Source organism: Collinsella aerofaciens (genome assembly GCF_020181355.1).
Taxonomy (GTDB): Bacteria; Actinomycetota; Coriobacteriia; order Coriobacteriales; family Coriobacteriaceae; genus Collinsella.
In genome coordinates, this window is record NZ_CP084004.1 from 1,671,353 (window position 1) to 1,691,929 (window position 20,577).

Consider the following 20,577-nt stretch of genomic DNA (forward strand, 5'->3'; position numbering starts at 1 on the left):
GAAGGAGGGTGTCATGGAGAAGCATAAAGTGATTTGCCCGTACTGCGGCGCCGGTTGCCAGTTTAACCTCTTGGTCCAAAACGGCCAGGTCGTGGGTACCGAACCGCTCAACGGCATCACCAACCAGAGCGAGCTGTGCCTTAAGGGCATGAGCGGCTACGACTTCATCAACGACACCAAGATCTTGACTCCTCGCGTACTGCACCCGATGATCCGCCGCACCAAGGGCGCGGATCTTGAGCGCGTAAGCTGGGACGAGGCACTGGATTTCACCGCATCTAAGATGCAGGCCATAATTGACGAATATGGTCCTAACGCTGTCATGACCACCGGCTCTTCGCGAGGCGGCGGCAATGAGGCGAACTACGTCATGCAGAAGTTTACGCGTGCGTGCATCGGCACCCACAGCGTGGACAACTGCGCCCGTACTTGACACGGCCCTACTGTCCTCGGTCTGATGGACACGGTTGGTTCAGGTTGCATGTCATGCTCCATCCCCGGTATGGAGGATGCGGGCTGCATTTTCCTCTTCGGCTATAACCCTGCCGATTCGCACCCCATCGTCGCAAGGCGTATCGTGCGAGCCAAAGAAAAGGGTTGCAAGATCATCGTCGCCGACCCGCGCCATATCGAAACCGCGCGTATCGCCGATCTCTACCTTCCGATCAAGAACGGTTGCAACGTTGCGTTCCTCAACGCCTTTGCCAACTGCTTGGTCAACGATGGCCTCTACGACAAGGAATTCGTCGCCGAGCACACGAACGGCTTTGACGAGTGGTGGGAGACCATCAAGAACTACACTCCCGAATCCGTACAGGACATCACGGGCGTCGAGCCTGCGTTGATCCACCAAGCTGCCGAGATGTACGCCACGGCGAAGCCCTCTGCCATCATTGGCTGGGGCATGGGCGTATGCCAGCAGAAGCAGAACCTGAAGACGGTGCACACCATCGCCTCCATCGCCTGCGTTGCCGGCCAGATCGGCAAACCCAACTCCGGCCTCGCGCCCGTGCGTGGCCAGAACAACGTCCAGGGCTCCTGCGATATGGGCATGCTGCCCAACCTGTATCCTGGCTACCAGAAAGTCACCGACCCGGCTGTGCGTGCCAAGTTTGCCAAGGCTTGGGGCGTGCCCGAGGAAAAGCTCCCGCTCGAGGAGGGCTACAAGCTCACCGACCTGGGCCACCTGGTCGACGAGGGCAAGGTGCACTGCTTCTACAACTACGGCGAGGACCCGGTGCAGACCGAGCCCGATTCGGCCGGCATGCGCAAGACGCTCTCCGAGCTGGATCTGTTCATTTGCCAGGACATCTTTATGACGCAGACGACCATGCTCGCCGACGTCATCCTGCCCGCTACCTCTTGGGGCGAGCACGAGGGTGTCTTTACCGCATCCGACCGTAGCTTCCAGCACTTTGACGCGGCTGTTCCGCCCAAGGGCGAGTGCCGTCACGACTGGGAGATCTTCGCGGACCTGTCTACGCGCATGGGCTATCCCATGCACTACGACAACACCGAGCAGATCTGGAACGAGTGCATTAGCCTGTGCCCCAACTTTGTGGGCGCGACCTACGAGAAGATGGCTCCCGAGGGCGGTTACGCCCAGTGGCCCGTCAAGAGCACCGATGTGAACGACCACGGTACGCCTGACATGTTCGCTGGTGGCAAGTTCACCACCAAGGATGGCCGTGCCAACCTGATGGCGCACGACTGGGAGGCGCCCTCCGAGCTTCCCGACGATGAGTACCCGCTCATCCTGTGCACCGTCCGCGAGGTCGGCCACTACAGCTGCCGCTCGATGACCGGCAACTGCAAGACGCTGGCGCTGCTTGCCGACGAGCCCGGTTTTGTCCGCATGAATCCCGCGGACGCCCAGGCGCGCGGCATCAAGAATGGCGACATCGTCTCGATTCACAGCCGCCGCGGCCAGGTATACAGCCGTGCCGACGTGAGCGATCGCATCAACAAGGGCACGGTCTACATGACCTACCAGTGGTGGATCGGCAAGTGCAACGAGCTGACCATTCACAAGGTCGATCCGGTCTCGCACACGCCCGAGGACAAGTTCTCCGCCTGCCAGGTCGACGCCATTGCCGACCAGGTCTGGGCCGAGGGCGAGGTCGAGCGTCAGTACACCGAGCTCAAGCAGGCTCTGGTGGACGCCGCCGCTCCCCAGGACGTTGAGCCCGGCGCCGCCAAGTTCGACGACGAGACGCACGTGAACCAAATCGTGTAGTCCCGTTCTCGTTGGCTTTTTGGGCCGGGCGTCCCGTACGTTCGGGAGCCCGGCCCGTTATTTTGAAAGGAAGTGGGGATGAACCGCTTCATCGACATCAACCCGGAGAGGTGCATCGGTTGCGGAACATGCCAGTCCGCCTGTGCCGACGCCCACCGGATGCAGGGTCTTCAGGATACGCCGCGCCTGGCGCTCGTGAAGACCGGCGGTATTTCGGCCGCCCTTGCCTGCCACCATTGCGAGGGTGCCCCCTGCGCCGAGGTCTGCCCGGTGAATGCCATCGAGCACGATGGCGACCGCATCCACGTCAAGGAGCAGGAGTGCATCGGGTGCAGGCTGTGTGCCATCGCGTGCCCCTTCGGAGCCATCCATCCCGATGGCACGTCTATCGCCGGTGTCGCAGGCATGTGCGACCCGACGCCTTCGTATCCTAAGTCCCTGAGCAGCCTGCTTACGTGGGCTCCCGGCCAGTACACCTGCGCTGTCAAGTGCGACCTGTGCGCCTTCGATCCGGACGGCCCGCATTGTGTGGCGGCGTGCCCCACCAAGGCGCTGACCGTCATGGGCGGCGCGGCCGATCGCGAGCTCGACGAGGCCAAGCGCTTGCGCTCGATCGAAAACGGTCCGGTCGTCGACGTTACCGCTGTGGCCCAGGGCCTGTCCGAGAAAGCAGAAGGGAGCGTAAACAATGGATAGCATGACGCTGTTTATCGCATCGCTTGCCGTCTCGTGCATCGGTGCGCTCGCCTCGGTTCTGCTGATCAAGGCCGATAACGCCGCCAAGACCGCCGGCTGCCTTATCGGCGCCGTCGCCGCGGTGCTTTCGTTTGTGGCCGGTATCCAGGCCGTGCTGGGCGATGTCACGTCGGTCGACACCATCGTGTTCTTCCCGTTTGCTCATTTCCAGCTGCTGCTCAATCAGCTGTCCGGCCTGTTCGTGGCGCTCATCTCGGTGCTCGCGTTTGCCGGTTCGATCTACGGTCTCAACTACTTTGATGAGTACCCGGGCAAAAAGGGCCGCGCCGGCTTCTTCTTTAACACCTTCGTGGCGTCCATGATGCTCGTCATCACCGCCGACAACGTGTTTTGGTTCCTGGTCGCCTTTGAGCTCATGTCGCTGACCTCGTACTTCCTGGTCGTGATCGAGGAGAACGAGAACTCCATCCATGGCGGTTGGCTCTACTTTGTGATCGCGCACGTGGGCTTTGTGCTCATCATGGCGAGCTTCCTCACCATGACCAACTTCGCCGGTGGCTCGTTTGCCTTTGCGGATTTCCGCGCTACGCAGTTTAGCCCCGCGGTCGCATCCGTGTGCTTCGTGCTCGCCTTCTTTGGCTTTGGCGCCAAGGCCGGTATCATCCCGCTGCACGGCTGGCTGCCCAAGGCACATCCCGAGGCGCCGTCCAACGTGTCGGCCCTCATGTCCGGCGGCATGATCAAGATCGGTATCTTCGGCATCCTCAAGGTTGGTCTCGACCTGCTCTCCGCCTCGGGCGTTCAGGTCTGGTGGGGCCTTATGGTCATGGTCTTCGGTGCGATCTCGTCGGTCCTCGGCGTGGCCTTCGCCCTGCAGGAGCATGACATCAAGCGCCTGCTGGCCTATCACTCCGTCGAGAACATCGGCATCATTCTGCTCGGCGTCGGCGCCTCCATGGCCGCCATGGCGCTCAACTCGGTCGGCATCGCCGTCCTGGCTCTGATGGCCGCCCTCTACCACACGTTTAACCACGCGATGTTTAAGGGCGAGCTGTTCTTGGGCGCCGGTGCGCTGCTGTACTCCACGGGTACGCGCAATATGGAGAAGATGGGCGGTCTGTTCCGTCGTATGCCGGCAACGGCCATCTGCTTCCTCGTCGGCGCGCTTGCCATCTCGGCCATCCCGCCCTTCAACGGCTTTGTGTCCGAGTGGTTTACCTATCAGTCGCTGTTTAACGCCGCCATGCAGGGCGACAAGGCCGTCATGATCGTGGCCGTGTTCGCTGCCGTCGCGCTTGCCATTACCGGCGCGCTGGCCGTCACGTGCTTCGTCAAGGCCTATGGCGTCTCCTTTGCCTCCGCGCCCCGCTCCGAGGCCGCGGCCAATGCCAAGGAGGTTCCCGCCCCCATGGTGTTTGCGCAGGGCCTGCTCGCGGCCATCTGCGTCGTGCTGGGCATTGGCGCTCCCGTGATCGCGCCCGTGCTGGTCGATGTCGCCGCGTCCGTGCTGCATCCGTACGGTGGCGTGTTTGCTACCGAGGGCATGCAGCTCATGAACCAGTACTCCGGCGCTGCCACCTCCACGCCCGCGATCGCTATTGCGCTCGTGGTGCTCGTCGGCCTTGCCTGCGGTTATCGCAAGCTCAAGACCGTCGGCAAGGTGCAGAAGTCCCAGCCGTGGGCATGCGGCTATGCTCCCAACGAGCATATGCCCGTCGTGGCCACGACCTTTGCCTCCGAGGTGTCCTGGTTTATGCAGCCGCTCTACACGTTGCGTGACCGCTGCACGGCCGTCTGTTGGTCCATCGCGCACTTCTTCCAGAAGCTCACCGGTGTGGCCGAGGCTGTGGAGCCCGTACCCGACAAGGTTCTCGTCGATGCCCCGCATAAGGGTGTCGAGAAGCTCGCCGACCTCGCGACTAAGCTCGAGGGCGGCAACTACAGCATCTATATCTGCTACATCGTCGCGGCACTCGTGGTGTTCCTCGTGCTCGCCGTGCAAATGGGTTAAGGAGGGGAGAGCATGAACAACATCGTACTTGCCGTTCTGCAGGGCGTGGTCGTCATGGCCGTCGCGCCTTTCTTCTCCGGTCTCGGCCGCGTGATCCGCGCCAAGATGCACAACCGTCGCGGACCCAGCATCATGCAGGACTATCGCGACCTGGCCAAGCTCTTTGCGCGCCCCGAGTCCCAGAGCGAGGACGCGAGCTTTGCGCTGCGCATTATGCCGCCGCTGTTCTTCGCCGTCGCCTTTATGCTCGCGATGGGCCTGCCGCTCTTTACGGCACAAAGCCCCATCCCGGTCTTTGGTGACGCCATCACCATCATGTACAGCTTGGCGCTCGCCCGCTTCTTCTTCGCCCTCTGCGGCGTGGATTCGTCCAACGCCTACGCCGGCATCGGCGGCGTTCGCGAGCTGCTCATGAGCGTGCTCATCGAGCCGTCCATGCTGCTGGCGCTGTTTGCCGCCGCCCTGGTGTGCGGCTCCACCGACATCGCTACCATGGGTCAGCACATCATGACGGGCGCCATCGATGCGCCGGTCGCCGTGATCCTCGCCGGCATCGCCTTTGCGATCGCCTGCTACATGGAACTCGGCAAGCTGCCGTTTGATCAGGCCGAGGCCGAGCAGGAGCTTCAGGAGGGTCCGCTCGCCGAGCTTTCCGGCCCGTCGCTTGCGATGGCCAAGCTCGCCATGTCCATGAAGCAGGTCCTGGTCGTCGCCTGGTTCTGCGCGATCTTCGTCCCCTGGGGCGAGCCCGCAACCGTAGGCGCAGCCGCCGTTCTGGGCGCAGTCATCTTCCTGGTGAAGTGCCTTATCGACTTTGTCGTATGCGGCGTGATCGAGAACTCCTGCTCGCGCTCGCGTTTTAAGGTTCTTGGCAATCAGACCTGGGCCGTCGTGGGCATCGCCGTTCTGGCGTTTGTCTTCGTGGTCGTCGGCGTGTAGGAGAAGGGAGAAACAATGTCATTTGCAGTCAGTCTGTCCCTTCTCGGCTTGGTCGCTATCGCGGCCCCGATGGTGGCCTCGGTGCTTGTCGCCCTGTTCCCCCGTCCGTACGCCAAGTGGTTCAGCGTTTTGGGTGCCGCCGTCTCGACGGTCTGCACCATCGCCCTCGCCGCGAATTTCGCTGGCGCCGGCATGCCCGACACGCAGGTCCCCCTGATCTCGTTTGGGCAGACCCTCGTCATGGGATTCACCTTCGATCGCATGAGCACGCTGCTCGCGCCCGCCTTTGTGGGTATCGGCCTGCTTGTCGTGATCTATTCGATCCCCTATATGAGCGAGAATAACCGTGAGCATCCCGACGCGCCGCGTCGTCGCTTCTACGCGTACCTCGCGACCTTCATCGGCGCCATGGCCGGCCTTGTGTACAGCTCGACCCTCCTGGGCCAGCTCGTGTTCTTTGAGATCACGGGTGCGTGCTCTTGGGGCCTCATTAGCTACTACATGTCGCCTACGGCCAAGAAGGCCGGCATGAAGGCCCTCATCATCACGCACATTGGCGCACTTGGCCTGTATCTGGGCGCCGCCATCGTGTTTGCCCATACCGGCACCTTCGCCATTACCGCGATTGCCGGCCTCGACGCCAAGCTCAAGGCTATCGTCCTTTTGCTCGTGCTGTTTGCGGCCTGGGCCAAATCCGCACAGGTTCCCATGTACATGTGGCTGCCTTCGGCCATGGAGGCGCCGACGCCTGTTTCGGCCTACCTGCATGGCGCCTCGATGGTTAAGGTCGGCGTGTGCGTGTTCGCGCGTGCACTCGTCTCTGCCGGCGAGATCCCCGAGATCGTGGGCTGGGTCGCCATTATCGACGCCATGGTCACCATGCTCTTTGGTTTCCTTATGTACCTGCCGCAAAAGGACATGAAGCGCCTGCTGGCCTTTTCCACGATCGCCCAGCTCTCCTACGTGTTCTTTGGTCTGGGCCTTTCGGTCTTTGGCAGCCAGCTCGCCTTCGATGGCGCCGTGTGCCACATCTTTAACCACGCTTTTGCCAAGACCCTGTTCTTCCTGATCGCCGGTTCGTTCTCCTTTACGCTCGGCACGCGTATGCTGCCCAAGCTTCGCGGCATCGTAAAGAAGTACCCGATCTCGGGCGTGGGCTTTGGTGTCGCGGCTCTTGCCATTGCCGGCGTGCCGCCCATGAACACGTTCTTCTCGAAGTTCCAGATCATCGCCGGCGGCTTTTCTGTGGGTGCCGGCAACGTCGCGATCCTGGTGCTCGTGTGCATCATGGTCGCCGAGACCGTCGCCACCTTTGCCTGGTTCCTCAAGTGGATGGGCTATTGCCTGCCCGGCGAGCCGAGCGACGAGGTCGCTGCGGGAGCCCCGCTTCCCCGCGCGATGGCGTTCGTGTTCATCGTGCTCATCATCATGGTTATCGTCAGCGGCCCGCTTTCGGCCAGCTGGATCGGTTAGGAGGTAGAACGACATGGGTTATTCGATCGTCAACATCCTTGGCGGCCTTCTGATCGTCACGTCCACCATGGTGGTCGTCTCCAAGAACATCAAACATGCCATCAACTGGTATGCGGTGCAGTCGCTGGTGCTCGTGGGGCTGCTCGCTACGCTCGGTGCCACCACCGGTGCGCAGGAGCTGCTTATGTGGGCCGGATCTGCCTTTATCACTAAGGTCGTCCTGGTCCCTTACATCCTCAACCGCGCATACAAGAAGATGGGCGAGCCGAGCGACGCATCGCTCAAGGCCGGCCTTAAGCCCGCGTGGGCCATCTGCATCATCGCCGTCGAGGTCGCGATCTGCTTTGCCGTTGTGACGCAGATCAGCCTGCCCACGGCCGAGGTCGCAACGCCTGCGCTCGCTATTAGCTTCGCTCACTTCTTTGTGGGCCTCACCTGCATCATCTCGCAGCGCAACATCATGAAGCAGATCTTCGGATACTGCCTTATGGAAAACGGCAGCCACGTGACGCTCGCGCTTTTGGCTCCCACCGCTCCCGAGATCATCGAGATCGGTATCGCCACCGACGCCATCTTTGCCGTCATCATCATGTCCATCGTCGTGCGTCGCATTTGGGACGACTCCCACTCGCTCGATGCGCGCGACCTGTCCGAGCTGAGGGGGTAGTCCATGGAAACGTTGATTCTCGCCCTGCTCGCGACTCCTTTGGTGTTCTCGCTGGTCATGGCGTTTTTGCCCAAGAATACGTCCTATAACGTATTTGCCGGTCTCAACCTGGTCTCCGTCGCAGCTGTACTGGTGCTGTCGATTATGACGGCCGGTGACGTCCTTATGAGCGGCGAAACCGCGAGCGCTCTTGGCCTGTGGTTCCACCTCGATTCGCTGGGCGCCATCTTTGTGCTGCTCATCGGCTTTATCGGTTTTCTTACGGGGCTGTTCTCGCTTCCCTATGTAAAGGCCGATATCGAGGAGGGCTCCATGCCCGCCGAGCGCGCCAAGCAGTACTTTGCGCTGTTTAGCCTGTTTGTGTTCACCATGCTGCTCGCGTGCCTGTCCAACAACATGATCCTCACGTGGGCCGCCGTGGAGGCAACCACGCTTTCCACCGTGTTCCTCGTGGGTATCTACAAGAACAAGACGGCCCTCGAGGCTTCTTGGAAGTATGCGATGGTCTGCACCGCCGGCGTGGCCTTTGGCCTGTTCGGTACGCTGCTGATCTACGCCAACGCCGCCGACGTGATTCCCAACGCCCACGAGGCCGCGTTCCTGTCGTGCGTGCTGCCGTATGCCGACCAGTTCGACCCGACGCTCATGCGCCTCGCCTTTGCGTTTATCGTGATCGGCTTTGGCACCAAAGCCGGCCTGTTCCCCATGCACACTTGGCTGCCCGATGCCCACTCCCAGGCTCCGAGCCCTGTCTCGGCCCTGCTCTCGGGCGTGCTGCTTAAGTGCGCCATGCTTGTGATCATGCGCTTCTACGGCTTTACCATCCAGGCCGTGGGTGCCGAGTATCCGCAACTTCTGCTGCTGATCGTCGGCACGCTGTCCATTTTGGTGGCGGCACTCTCGATGTTTCGCCAGGACGACCTCAAGCGCCGCTTTGCGTACTCGTCTGTGGAGAACGTGGGCGTTATCGCCCTGTGCCTGGGTATCGGTGGCCCGCTGGGTATCGCCGCGGCCCTGCTGCACTGCGTGTTCCACGGCTTTACCAAGACGCTTGCCTTCTGCGTGTCCGGCAACATCCAGCACGCTTTTGGCACGCGTAGCCTGGCCAAGATCCAGGGCGTCGTCGAGGTTGCCCCCGCAACCGCCGCGCTCGCCGTCCTGGCGCTGCTCGGTCTTGGTGCCTTCCCGCCCTTTGGCATGTTTATCTCCGAGTTCCTGACTTTTGTCGCCGGTGTTACCGCCGGTCCCATGTGGCTGGTCGTCGTGGTCGCCCTCGGTCTTACCGTGGCCATCTCCGCGCTCACCCGTATCGCACTCAAGTCGGTATTCGGCCATGCGCCCCAGGGCATGGACAAGCATGAGGCCCCGGCGCTCATGCTTATCCCCGAAATCATCCTGGCTGTCATGATCTTGTGGTTTGGCATCGCCACCCCGCTGCCCCTCGTGCACGGTGTGGAGACCGCGACCGGCATCGTGCTCGAGCAGAGCACCGAGGAACTTCACGCGACGCCGATGTACCGCGCTGTGTTCGGTACCGAGACCGCTCAGAGCGAGGTGGAGTAACGAATGATTGAAACTGAGAACAAGGTGTATGCCCGTCGCTGCGAGAGCCATGTCGAGGCCCTGCGCCGCGCCGTTCCGGGCTGCATCGAAAAGGTCGAGTGGCAGTGTGAGGACCAGCTGACGATTACCGTCAAGCAGGACAAGCTGCCCGAGGCCGTCCACTACCTGTACTACGAGCGCTACGGCTGGATTCCCGTGATCATCGGCAACGATGAGCGCAGCCTGTGCGGCCGTTACGCCGTGTATTACGTCATCTCCATGGAGGGGGAGGACCCCGGCTGGGTGACCGTGCGCACCGAGGTCGATCCCGCCAAGATGACGTTCCCGTCCGTGACGCCGTTCGTCCCCGCCTGCGTGTGGGGCGAGCGCGAGCTGCGCGACATGTTCGGCCTGATCCCCGAGGGTCTGCCCGACCGTCGCCGCCTGGTACTGCCCGATGACTGGCCCAGCGGCCTGTACCCGCTGCGCAAGGACTCCATGGACTACCGCTTCCGTCCCGCTCCCGCGAGCGACATGGAAAACTACGAGTTCTTGGCCGACACCAAGGGCAAGGAGACCACGCTCGTCCCCATGGGCCCGCTGCACATTACCTCCGACGAGCCTGGCCACTTCCGCCTGTTCGTCGAGGGCGAGACGATCGTCGACGCCGACTACCGTCTGTTCTACGTGCACCGCGGCATGGAGAAAGTTGCCGAGACGCGCTTGAACTATGACGCCGTGACGTTCCTCGCCGACCGTATCTGCGGCATCTGCGGCTGCGCTCACTCTGTGGCCTATGCCGAGGCCGTCGAGCGCGCCCAGGGTATTCATGTCCCGCCGCGCGCCCAGTACATCCGCGCCCTCATGCTCGAGGTCGAGCGTCTGCACTCACACCTGCTCAATATTGGCCTCGCATCGCACTACACCGGCTTCGACTCCGGCTTCCAGCAGTTCTTCCGCGTCCGCGAGAAGTCCATGGACCTGGCCGAGAAGCTTTCCGGTCATCGCAAGACCTACGGCCTCAACGTGATCGGCGGCGTGCGTCGCGACATTTTGGCCGAGCAGAAGCTTTCCACGCTCACGACCATCCACCAGCTGCGCTCCGAGGTTCAGGAGCTCGTCGACGTCTTGCTCTCCACGCCCAACTTTATTGAGCGTACGAGTGGCATCGGCATTCTGGACCGCAAGATCGCACGCGACTTCTCTCCGGTCGGCCCGCTCATGCGTGGCTCGGGCTATGCCCGCGACGTGCGCTTTGACCATCCCTTCGACGGCTACGCCGATCCGGATGTTCAGAAGATGCATGCTGCTACGGCAGACACCTGCGATGCCTTCGGCCGCACCGCCGTCCGCATCCAGGAGGTCTACGATTCGATCGACATGATCGAGACCATGCTCGAGAACTGCCCGTCGGGTCCCATCCTCACCACGGATTGGGAGTACACCCCGCACAAGTACGCCATCGGCGCCACCGAGGCGCCGCGCGGCGAGGACGTGCACTGGGCCATGCTCGGCAATAACCAGAAGTGCTACCGCTGGCGCGCCAAGGCCGCCACGTACAGCAACTGGCCGGTCCTGCGCTACATGTTCCGCGGCAACACCGTGGGCGACGCGGCGCTGATCGTCGGCTCGCTCGACCCGTGCTACTCCTGCACCGACCGCGTGACGGTGACCGATGTCGCCGCCAAGCGCGACCACGTGCTCGACAAGGAGCAGTTCGAGAACGTCTGGCGCGACAAGTCGCCGCTTGCGGGCGAGGGCACCATGGCCGCCCCGCTCGATGAGGAGGCGCTCTAATATGCTGAAGCTTTGGAAGGTTAACGCCAAGGCCGGCGACGCGACGGTCAAGTACCCGTTTGCGCCGTTTCCCACCAACAAGGACATGCGCGGCAAGCCCGAGCACAATGCCGAGCTCTGCATCGCCTGCGGAGCCTGCGGCGTGGCGTGCCCGGCCGATGCCATTCGCATGGACACCGACCTTGCGGCCGATACCATCACCTGGTCGATCGACTACGGTCGCTGCATCTTTTGCGGCCGTTGCGAGGAAGCCTGCCCCATGGAGGCCATCAAGCTCACCGAGGAGTTTGAACTGGCCGTCATGAGCAAGGACGACCTCACCAGCAAGAGCGTCTACACGCTCGAGCACTGCTCGCGTTGCGGCAAGCCGTTTGCCCCGCACAAGGAGATCGACTACGCCAAGCGCCTGCTGCAAAAGGCCGGCGGCATGGAGGCCATCCAGGCTGCCCGTACTGTCGGTATGTGCCAGGAGTGCAAGCGCGAGCTCGACGCCCTGCGCGCTGCCTCGGCCGTAAAGACCGGCAACGCTGCCGGCATGGCAGCCAACGAGACGCTTGCGTCCGGCGAGCCCCAGGGCCCCGGCATGGAGTATCTGGGCGGCCACGGCGTGAACCCGGAGTATATCGACCGCGAGCTCAACCCCGATGCGCCCGAGATTCCCGCCGGTCCGGCGCCGGTCGAGGGCATCATCATGGATTATGAAATGAAGGAGGAGTAACCATGGCCGAACCCACGCTTTTGCCCGAGCGGCTTCAGTACCGCCCGACCAAGATCGAGCTCGACGAGAGCATCGAGAAGGCCAAGGCGACCCTTCTTAAGAAGATCAAGCGCTCGGTGTACGTCTACCGTGTTGACTGCGGCGGCTGCAACGGCTGCGAGATCGAGATCTTCGGTTCCATCACGCCCGTCTTTGACGTCGAGCGCTTTGGCATCAAGGTCGTGCCTTCGCCCCGTCACGCCGATGTGCTGCTGTACACCGGCGCCGTGACGCGTGCCATGCGTATGCCGGCCCTGCGCGCCTTTGAGGCCGCACCCGATCCCAAGATCGTGGTGTCCTATGGCGCGTGCGGCTGCACCGGTGGCATCTTCTACGACAACTACTGCGTCTGGGGCGGCACGGATAAGATCCTGCCGGTCGACGTCTACATTCCCGGCTGCCCGCCCAGCCCCGCGCAGACCGTCTACGGCTTTGCCATGGCGCTCGGTCTGCTGGACCAAAAGCTCCATGCCGAGACCACGGTGGAGGCCGCTGGCGAGCAGGCCGATATTCTGCACCCCGGCGTGCCGTACAAGCTGCGCGTTGCCATCGAGCGCGAGGCTCGCGCCATGAGCGGCTACCGTTACGGCCGCGACCTGGCCAACGAGTTTATGGATACGCTCGAGGGCGCGCCCAAGGGCGATATCCGCGGTGCCATGGCGCTGCTCATCGACAAGCAGGACGATCCGCGCCGCGTCGAGGTCTACTCGGCGCTGCAGGATCTGGTGCTGGCCGGAGGTCGCTAGATGGAGCTCACGGACCGCTCTGGTTACTTTGCGGGTCCCGGCATGCTCGGCGGCTCCTTTGGCGATGCCTCGCGCGCAAGCGACGAGGCCGCCGAGGGCGTCGCCGACCCCTGCCTGGGTCATGCGCCCGACCAGGTGGTCTTTTACGAGCTCACGCGTAAGTTTGTGGAGACCGAGGAAGACGTTCCCCAGGAGGCCTGCGACGTACTGTACTACACGCTCGCCGTGGGCCACCACACCGGCGTGCTCGACTGCTTTGAGCCGCGCCTGTCGGTGCCGGTGGATGTGTTCTATTCGCTCGTCGACGCGCTGCCGGAGGGGGAGGCCAAGACCAAATTCGAGGCCATCCGTTCCTTTGGCGAGTGCCAGCTCGACAAGGCGGCGGTGCCGTCGCTGCTCGAGGCCTGCGACACGCTGCTCGACGAGCGCGGTTTTCGCGGGTCGGCCAAGGCCGGAATCTCGGTGTTCGATGACGACTTTGGCCTGCATGCCCAGCAGGTCGCGTTCTTAATGAAGTTTCGCGATCTGGTTGAGCGCGTGCGCGATGTGTCGGGCGTGTATCTGACGGGAAGGTTGCAATAATGGGTCGCGTTGTGGATGGTCGTGTGAACGGCGCCCCGTTTGCGGGTATCGTGCTCACGGCGGGAAGCGTGCTGCGTGCCGACGATGCCGCCGGCCCCGTGCTCTCCAAAAAGATGGAGGACGCACCCATCGCCGGTTGGTACACCATCGACGGCGGCCAAACGCCCGAGGACGACATTATCGAGGTCAAGCGCGAGCGTCCGCCGCGTTTGGTTTTGGTCGATGCCGCCGACATGGCGCTGCCCGTCGGGTCCATCCGCTTGCTCGACAAGCGCGATGTGGCCCGCAAGTCGATGTTCACCACGCATTCGCTTCCTTTGTCGATTCTGATCGAGGAAATCGAACAATCGTGTGATGATATCGTCTTCGTTGGGATTCAGCCGGGCGACACGGAGTTCTACAACCCCATGTCCCCGGAAGTCTTTGACGCCGTCGACGCCGTGTACGACGCCGTGGCTGCCAACGACTTTTCCCACTTTGTCCGCTTGGGACAGGAGCAATAGCAGCGCTTGTCTCTGCTGAATAGGAAAGAAGTGATTGACATGGCAGATTCCAAGGTGGAGTATCCCGCTCCCGATTGCCTGGCGCCCGCCGCGATCGAGGCCAAGACCGAGACCGCCGGCGTGACCAAGGCTAACCTGCCGGTCGCTAAGGCCTTTCTGTTGGCAATGTTCGCCGGCGCGTTTATCGCCTTCGGCGGCCTGTTCTTTACGGTGTTTTTGAGCGACAGCACGCTGGGCTGGGGTGCCCAGCGCGTCGTGGGCGGCCTGTGCTTTTGCCTGGGCCTGGTGCTGGTGCTGGTGTGCGGCGCCGAGCTGTTTACCGGCAATTCGCTTATGGTCTGCGCGCTCAAGAGCAAAAAGATCACGCTGGTTCAGATGCTTAAGGCCTGGGTCGTTGTGTGGGTCGGCAATTTTGTCGGTGCTCTGTTCATCGTCTTTTTGGTGTACATGGCCGGCATCTATAAGCTCAACGGCGAGGCGGTCGCCAACTCCATGGTGAGCGTCGCCGCCGGCAAGGTGACGGTCGACTGGGTGACGATCTTCTTCCGCGGTATCCTGTGCAACATCTTTGTGTGCCTGGCCGTGTGGATTGGCACTGCGGGCAAGACCGTAGTCGATAAGGTTATGGGCATTCTGCTGCCCATCGCCGCCTTTGTGGCCTGCGGTTTTGAGCACTGCGTCGCCAACATGTACTTTTTGCCCATGGGCGCCGTGATGCATGCGTGCGGCTACGGTGCCGACGTCGCCGGCGCCGATGCACTCAACGCCGCGGGCATTGCGTTTAACCTGTCCGCCGCCACGCTGGGCAACATCGTGGGCGGCGCGGTTCTGGTCGCGCTCGGCTACTGGTTTATCTACGCCAGGAAGTCCGAGGCGTAAGGTACCGCCTGTTTGACGTTGGGCCTCCCGCGGGGCGTTGCCGTGCGGGAGGCTTTTTTGGCCTGGGGCTCGTTGCCGGGCTTTTGGCCTGCTGTGTTTGGCTTGTGAAAGGGGTAATCGAGATGGCATCTGCTGTGAAGCGTGACGGTCGCACCGTGGTGACCACATGCGGGGGATGCTATGCCGATTGCGCCTTTGCGGCACGCGTTGAGGACGGTCGCGTGGTGGCCGAGTTGCCGGTGCCGGGGCATCCGTGCGCGGCGCGTGCCCTGTGCGCCCGCGGACGGCATCGCCTGGCAATGCCGTTTGACGAGCGCGACCGCATTGTGCACCCCATGCGACGCCGCCGGGATGGCTCGGGGTTTGATGCGATTACCTGGGACGAGGTGTTTGCTCAGATTGCCGAGCGTCTTTTGGGGATTGTTGACGAGTGCGGGCCTCGTGCACTGGGTATGACGCTCGGCGTTCCCTCGTTCGACCGCTACTGGGCCTATCGTTTTATGCATGCGCTGGGTTCGCCCAACGTATACGGTGCCGACGGTGCCTGCGAGGTAAGCCGACTTACCGGTTGGGAGCACAGCCTGGGCTATAGCCCCGCCTCCGACCTTGCGCATACCGACTGCATCATGTACCTGGGGCGTTCCATTGTCGATTCGTCGACGATGGGGGCCGTTGACGCGCTCAACGATGCGCGCCGGCGCGGGGCGAAGATCGTCGTGGTTGATCCCCGGCGCAGCGGCTCGGCCGCGCTTGCCGACCGCTGGCTGCGCGTACGTCCTGGATGCGATCTGGCGTTGCTGCTGGGTATCGCACATGTGCTGGTAGCCGAGGACCTGTACGATCACGAGTTCGTGGACCGCTACGCCACAGGCTTTGACGAGCTGGCGCAGGCGGCCAGTGCTTGGACGCCCGAGTGGGCCGAGTCGATGTGCGACGTGCCGGCCGCAGAGATTGTCGCCACGGCGCGCGAGCTAGCTGCCGCCGCGCCTGCCGCTGTGGTGGATGCAGGCTTTCATGGTGGCATCGGCATCGCGTATGCCAATAGCACCCAGACCGCGCGCGCTATCTGTTTGGTCGATGTGCTGCTGGGCTGCATCGGACATGCGGGCGGTGCCCTCAACCCGCCCACACCGCTTGCGTTGGGCGATTTGGACCCTGCGCGTTTCGCGACGCCGTCGATGCCACGTGAGCCCAAGTTGGGGTCCGAACGCTATCCGCTCGTCGACCCCGAGCGCGGTCTGTGCACGACCATCGGCCAGTCGATTCTTGCCGGCGATTTGCGTGGGCTCATCGTCTATGCCAGTAACCCCGGTGCGGGCTATGGCAATGCGCAGGCTTGGTTGGGCATCTTGCAGCAGCTCGACTTGCTCGTGACGATTGATATTCGCTGGTCCGAGACGGCGCGCGCTTCCGACTTCGTGCTGCCCGACGTGACGTATCTGGAGGCCGACCGCGGCGTGGGGACGGTCGTGGGCGCCAACGATTCGCGCGTGTTCTACCGCAACGCCGTGCTGCCTGTGCAGCATGACGACACACGTCCCGGTCGGGAGATTTTTGCCGGTCTGGCGCAGGCGTGTGGCGTGGGCGAGTACTTCCAGTTTACGTCTGACGATCTGGCGGCTGCCCAGGTGGCGCCTTTTGGGATCAATCTGGACGAGCTCATGGAGTGCGGCTGGGCCGATACGGGCATAACGCTGCCGACGCGCACGGGTGAGCCGGTGATTCCGCTTGCCGGCGGCAAGATTGCGCTGGCAAGCGACGTATGGGAACGAGCCGGCATGGGTCGTGTACCCAACTGGATCGCTCCCATGGTGGAGCCTGGCCCGGGGATGTTTCGCCTCATTAGCGGTAACCGTCCCTTTGAGTCGCACACCTCGCGCAGGCTTGCGGCCCAGGGTGCCGCCGAGGCTGGATCGGACCTGGATGCCGTGCAGATGAATGCCGATGCTGCTGCGCGCATGGGCATCGCCGACGGGGAGATCGTCGAGCTTGTGAGCGACATGGGCCGCGACCGCGTGCGCGTGGAGACGACGCCCTATCTGCATCCGGCGTGCATCTTCACCTCGGCCGCTCCCGGCGGACGCGCATTCGGTGCTGAGGTTGGTGGCCGGCAGGCCTTGGGCGTTGGCCCGCTCGACCACACGCCGCTGCGCTGGGACCCGTTGACGGGCGCCGCGCTCACCCAGGAAAACGCCGTTCGCGTGGAAAAGATTGTCGCGCGCGAGGATAATGACGAGTAATTGACTCAGCTGATGTATTCGACTGATCCACGTTTCTTTTGAAAGGCTGCACATGAGCGATAGCCAGAACATGTCCGATGAGGTACGCGCCCGCCTGCGCGCTATTCCTTCCGTCAACGAGCTGCTTGCCGAGTGGCCGGTGGTGAAGGCGGCGGGGGAGACCTGCGACGCGGTGGTGCATGCCGCCGTCACGGCCGAGCTCGACGAGGAGCGCGCCGCCATTCGCGCCGGTGCCGCCCCGCGCTCTAAGCGCGACCTGGCTTCGGCCATCGAGTGGCGTGCTCACCGCTCCGCGCTGCCGAGCCTGCGTCCCGCCGTCAACGCTACGGGCGTGGTCATCCATACCAACTTGGGTCGCGCCCCGCTCGCGGAGTCGGCCGCCAAGGCCGTGGCCGAGGTCGCGCGCGGGTACAGCACGCTCGAGTACAGCGTGGACACCTGCTCGCGTGGGTCGCGCAAGGAGCACGCTGCCCAGCTGATTCGCTCTCTCACCGGTGCCGAGGACGCGCTCGTGGTCAACAACAATGCCGCCGCGGTGCTGCTGGTACTGGCGACTCACGCTGCGGGCAAGGAGGTTATCGTCAGCCGCGGCGAGCTTGTCGAGATCGGCGGCAGCTTCCGTATCCCCGATGTTATGGAGGCCTCGGGTGCCAAGCTCGTTGAGGTCGGGGCCACCAACCGCACGCATTTGAGCGACTACGAGCGCGCCATCACGCCCGAAACGGCCATGATCCTCAAGGTCCATCCTTCCAACTATCGCATCGAGGGTTTTCACGAGGAAGTGAGCTCTCGGGAGCTTGCCGCCCTGGCCCACAAGCATGGTCTGCTGTTCTACGAGGACCAGGGGTCTGGCGCGCTGCTGCCCGACGATATCCTGGTTCGCGGCGGCGAGGAGACCACGCCGACCTCGGTCGCGGCGGGGCTTGATATCGTGTCGTGTTCGGGCGATAAGCTGCTCGGTGCCGCACAGGCGGGCATTATCATGGGTCGTCGCGATCTGGTCCAGGCCTGCGGGTCGCATCCGCTTATGCGTGCTCTGCGTCCGGGCAAGTTGGCGCTCACGGCGCTTGAGGCCACGCTTCGCATCTACATGGACGGTGCCGATGTTGCCCATCGCGAGGTGCCGGTGCTCAGCATGCTCACGCTTCCGCAGGCTCATCTGGAGCGTCGTGCCCGTAAGCTGCGCGATTGTATGGTCGCCGGGCTCGATAAGGCCGGTTGCCCGTGCGCCGTTGAGTTGGAGATTGTCGAGGAGTCCTCGACACCCGGTGGCGGTTCGCTGCCTACCATGGAGCTACCCACGATGTGCGTTGCCGTGCGCCTTGTTGACGAGCGCCTGACGGTCGACGCGCTTAAGCGCTCGCTTGTCCAGGACTTCGACACGCCGGTCGTCACACGAACCTCGCACGATCGCATTTTGTTTGACGTGCGCACGCTCGTGGGTGACCGCGATATCGAGACGGCGGCAACGACGCTCGTCGCGTGCGTTAAGAAGGCGGTTGCTCGATGAGTGAGGTTCAAACGCTGGTGGAGTGCCCCGTTATCGTTGGCACGGCGGGTCACGTTGACCACGGTAAGTCCGCACTGATCGAGGCGCTGACCGGCAAGAATCCCGACCGTCTGGAGGTTGAGCGTCGCCGGGGCATGACGGTGGAGCTGGGCTTTGGCGAACTGGCACTGCCGAGCGGCAAGATCGTTGGCCTTGTCGACGTGCCGGGCCACGCGCATTACCTGCGCGCTATGGTGCAGGGTGCGACAGGCATCGACGTTGCCGTGCTGGTGGTCTCTGCCGTTGAGGGCGTAATGCCGCAGACCCGCGAGCACGTGCATGTGCTGGAGCTGTTGGGCGTTACGCATATGGTGGTCGCGCTGACGATGTGCGACCTGGCCGACGCCGAGATGACCGAGCTTGCCGAGCTCGATGTCGATGACTTTTTGTCGGGCACCGTGTTTGCGGGCGCGCCGATCGTGCCCGTGTCGTCCAAGACGGGCGAGGGGATCGACGGGCTGCTTGCGGTGCTCGACGAGCAGGTGGGTGTTTGCTGGGGTGCCTGTCGCGACCGTGCCGAGCGGAGCGATGCCGCGCCTCGTCTGCCGATTGACCGCTGCTTTACGATCAAGGGCGTCGGCACTGTCGTGACGGGAACGCTGCATGATGCGCCGGTTGCGGTGGGCGACGAGCTGATGGCTTTGCCGTCGCGTACGGTCTGTCGCGTGCGCGGGATTCAGGTGCATGGCGATACGCCGCGCGCGCTGCCTGGTCAGCGTGTGGCGCTCAACCTAGTTGGTGACGGTGTCGCGGCGCTTGACCGTGGCGAGATGCTGGGCGTGGCGGACCGCTTTGGCCAGACGTTGCGCTTTATGATGACGTTCACCTACCTGGGCCGCGAGGGCACCAAGCCGCGCGTGCTCGAGTCGGGCGCGCGTGTGCATGTGATGGCCGGCACGGCCGAGGTCGTCGGCCGCATCATGCTTTTGGAGGGCGAGGCCCCCATGGCGGTGGGCGAGACCCGTACCGTGCAGGTGCGCCTGGAGGAGCCGCTGCCGCTGTGTGCCGGAGACCATGCCGTGGTGCTGTCGTATTCGCCCGTTATGCTCATCGGCGGCGGGCGCGTGCTGCTTTCGCGCTGCCGTCGCTCGCGCGAGCTTTCTGCCGGCGAGCGCGCACTGTTTGCGGCGCTTGAGTCCGGCGATATCGCGGGCGGTGTGGGTGCTTGGCTGGCGCTGCAGATGCTGCCGGTTACGGCGGTTGATGTTGCCGAGGCTTTGGATCTTGGCGTCGGCGAGGTCGATGCCGCACTGCGCGGGTTGGTGTCGCAGGGCTCCGTTCGCAAGCTTGCCGTGGGTGATGCGGCCCTCTTTGCGGACGCCGTGGTGCTCGACGCCGCGATGGATGCTCTGGCGGCGACCCTGTCAGCCGTGCATGCGGCGTCTCCCAAGGAGACGGGCTTTACGCCCGGCGCCGTTGCCCATGCTGCGTGGCCTTCCGCTGATGAAGGCGTTGCCGCGGCTCTGATTGCCGAGGGCTGCTCGCGCGGCGTGTGTGCCTCCGAGGGCGCCGAGGTGTTCGACCCGCACTCCGCTGCCGCCGCGGCGCGTGTGGTGCGCGAGGCCTGCGAACGTATCGTTGCCTTGCTGGACGAAGCCGGCCTCGATGCACCGACATTGCCCGAGGTGGGCGAGCAGTTGCAGCTCGGCCGCGACACTATGACGCGCGCCCTGCGCGAGCTTTCGCTCAATCGCTCTATCGTTAAGGTCGAGCGCGACGTTGCCCTGTCCGCTGCCGCCGAGGCCCATGCACGTGAACTCGTCGCCGCCGCCATTGAGGCAGCCGGCGGCGCTGCCACCACGAGCGTGCTGCGCGAGGCCCTGGGCGTGTCGCGCAAACGCGCCATCAGCATCTTGGAGCACCTGGATGCCGTGCGCTTTACGGTGCTCGACAAGGATGCCGGCGGCCTGAGGTCCCTGCGCTAGATTGGCTGCTCGGTTTGGTAAAATACCGCCGCACT

General features: G+C 63.5%; 16 protein-coding genes and 1 pseudogene. All 17 read left to right on the forward strand.

Features of this window, described 5'->3' with window-relative positions; translation table 11 throughout:
* Positions 1 to 13: 13 nt before the first annotated feature.
* A pseudogene (locus LCQ44_RS10125) lies at positions 14 to 163 on the forward strand (hypothetical protein); the annotation flags it as partial.
* Positions 149 to 2,236, forward strand: a complete 2,088-nt coding sequence (fdhF, locus tag LCQ44_RS07235) for a formate dehydrogenase subunit alpha (protein WP_465038248.1) — start codon at positions 149 to 151, stop codon at positions 2,234 to 2,236. The pseudogene LCQ44_RS10125 and the gene fdhF, both read left to right, overlap by 15 nt.
* A gap of 78 nt (positions 2,237 to 2,314) precedes the next feature.
* A complete protein-coding gene (locus LCQ44_RS07245) occupies positions 2,315 to 2,932 on the forward strand; it encodes a 4Fe-4S dicluster domain-containing protein (protein WP_022095203.1) in 618 nt (205 codons plus the stop codon).
* A complete protein-coding gene (hyfB, locus tag LCQ44_RS07250; RefSeq protein WP_195919484.1) occupies positions 2,925 to 4,943 on the forward strand; it encodes a hydrogenase 4 subunit B in 2,019 nt (672 codons plus the stop codon). Before LCQ44_RS07245 ends, hyfB begins: the two co-directional genes overlap by 8 nt.
* Before the next feature lie 12 nt (positions 4,944 to 4,955).
* Positions 4,956 to 5,882 (forward strand): respiratory chain complex I subunit 1 family protein, encoded by a 927-nt coding sequence (locus LCQ44_RS07255; RefSeq protein WP_022095201.1) that lies wholly within the window; start codon positions 4,956 to 4,958, stop codon positions 5,880 to 5,882.
* 15 nt (positions 5,883 to 5,897) lie between these two features.
* Positions 5,898 to 7,355 (forward strand): hydrogenase 4 subunit D, encoded by a 1,458-nt coding sequence (locus tag LCQ44_RS07260; RefSeq protein WP_055286165.1) that lies wholly within the window; start codon positions 5,898 to 5,900, stop codon positions 7,353 to 7,355.
* Positions 7,356 to 7,368: 13 nt separating this feature from the next.
* Complete coding sequence (gene hyfE, locus LCQ44_RS07265) at positions 7,369 to 8,022, forward strand: hydrogenase 4 membrane subunit (RefSeq protein ID WP_022095199.1); 654 nt, start codon at positions 7,369 to 7,371, stop codon at positions 8,020 to 8,022.
* Positions 8,023 to 8,025: 3 nt separating this feature from the next.
* Positions 8,026 to 9,585, forward strand: coding sequence for a hydrogenase 4 subunit F (locus LCQ44_RS07270; RefSeq protein ID WP_225093466.1), 1,560 nt, complete (start codon positions 8,026 to 8,028; stop codon positions 9,583 to 9,585).
* A gap of 3 nt (positions 9,586 to 9,588) precedes the next feature.
* Entirely contained in the window at positions 9,589 to 11,361 is a 1,773-nt protein-coding gene (locus LCQ44_RS07275) for a hydrogenase large subunit (protein WP_225093467.1), read from the forward strand.
* 1 nt (position 11,362) lies between these two features.
* On the forward strand, positions 11,363 to 12,079 hold the full coding sequence (locus LCQ44_RS07280; protein ID WP_225093468.1) for a formate hydrogenlyase complex iron-sulfur subunit: 717 nt from the start codon (positions 11,363 to 11,365) through the stop codon (positions 12,077 to 12,079).
* A gap of 2 nt (positions 12,080 to 12,081) precedes the next feature.
* The gene (locus tag LCQ44_RS07285; RefSeq protein ID WP_006234107.1) at positions 12,082 to 12,864 is read left to right on the forward strand and encodes an NADH-quinone oxidoreductase subunit B family protein; all 783 of its coding nucleotides are present in this window, start codon (positions 12,082 to 12,084) and stop codon (positions 12,862 to 12,864) included.
* On the forward strand, positions 12,865 to 13,446 hold the full coding sequence (locus LCQ44_RS07290; protein WP_055286175.1) for a formate hydrogenlyase maturation HycH family protein: 582 nt from the start codon (positions 12,865 to 12,867) through the stop codon (positions 13,444 to 13,446).
* Complete coding sequence (gene hycI / locus LCQ44_RS07295; protein ID WP_055286177.1) at positions 13,446 to 13,949, forward strand: hydrogenase maturation peptidase HycI; 504 nt, start codon at positions 13,446 to 13,448, stop codon at positions 13,947 to 13,949. The genes LCQ44_RS07290 and hycI overlap by 1 nt, the downstream gene beginning before the upstream one ends.
* A gap of 39 nt (positions 13,950 to 13,988) precedes the next feature.
* Positions 13,989 to 14,828: a formate/nitrite transporter family protein gene (locus tag LCQ44_RS07300; protein WP_225093469.1), complete on the forward strand. Its 840-nt coding sequence runs from the start codon at positions 13,989 to 13,991 to the stop codon at positions 14,826 to 14,828.
* A gap of 122 nt (positions 14,829 to 14,950) precedes the next feature.
* Complete coding sequence (locus LCQ44_RS07305) at positions 14,951 to 17,068, forward strand: molybdopterin-containing oxidoreductase family protein (RefSeq protein ID WP_225093470.1); 2,118 nt, start codon at positions 14,951 to 14,953, stop codon at positions 17,066 to 17,068.
* A 52-nt stretch (positions 17,069 to 17,120) separates the two neighbouring features.
* Positions 17,121 to 18,578, forward strand: a complete 1,458-nt coding sequence (selA, locus tag LCQ44_RS07310; RefSeq protein WP_225093471.1) for an L-seryl-tRNA(Sec) selenium transferase — start codon at positions 17,121 to 17,123, stop codon at positions 18,576 to 18,578.
* Complete coding sequence (gene selB, locus LCQ44_RS07315) at positions 18,575 to 20,542, forward strand: selenocysteine-specific translation elongation factor (RefSeq protein ID WP_225093472.1); 1,968 nt, start codon at positions 18,575 to 18,577, stop codon at positions 20,540 to 20,542. The genes selA and selB overlap by 4 nt, the downstream gene beginning before the upstream one ends.
* Positions 20,543 to 20,577 lie beyond the last annotated feature (35 nt).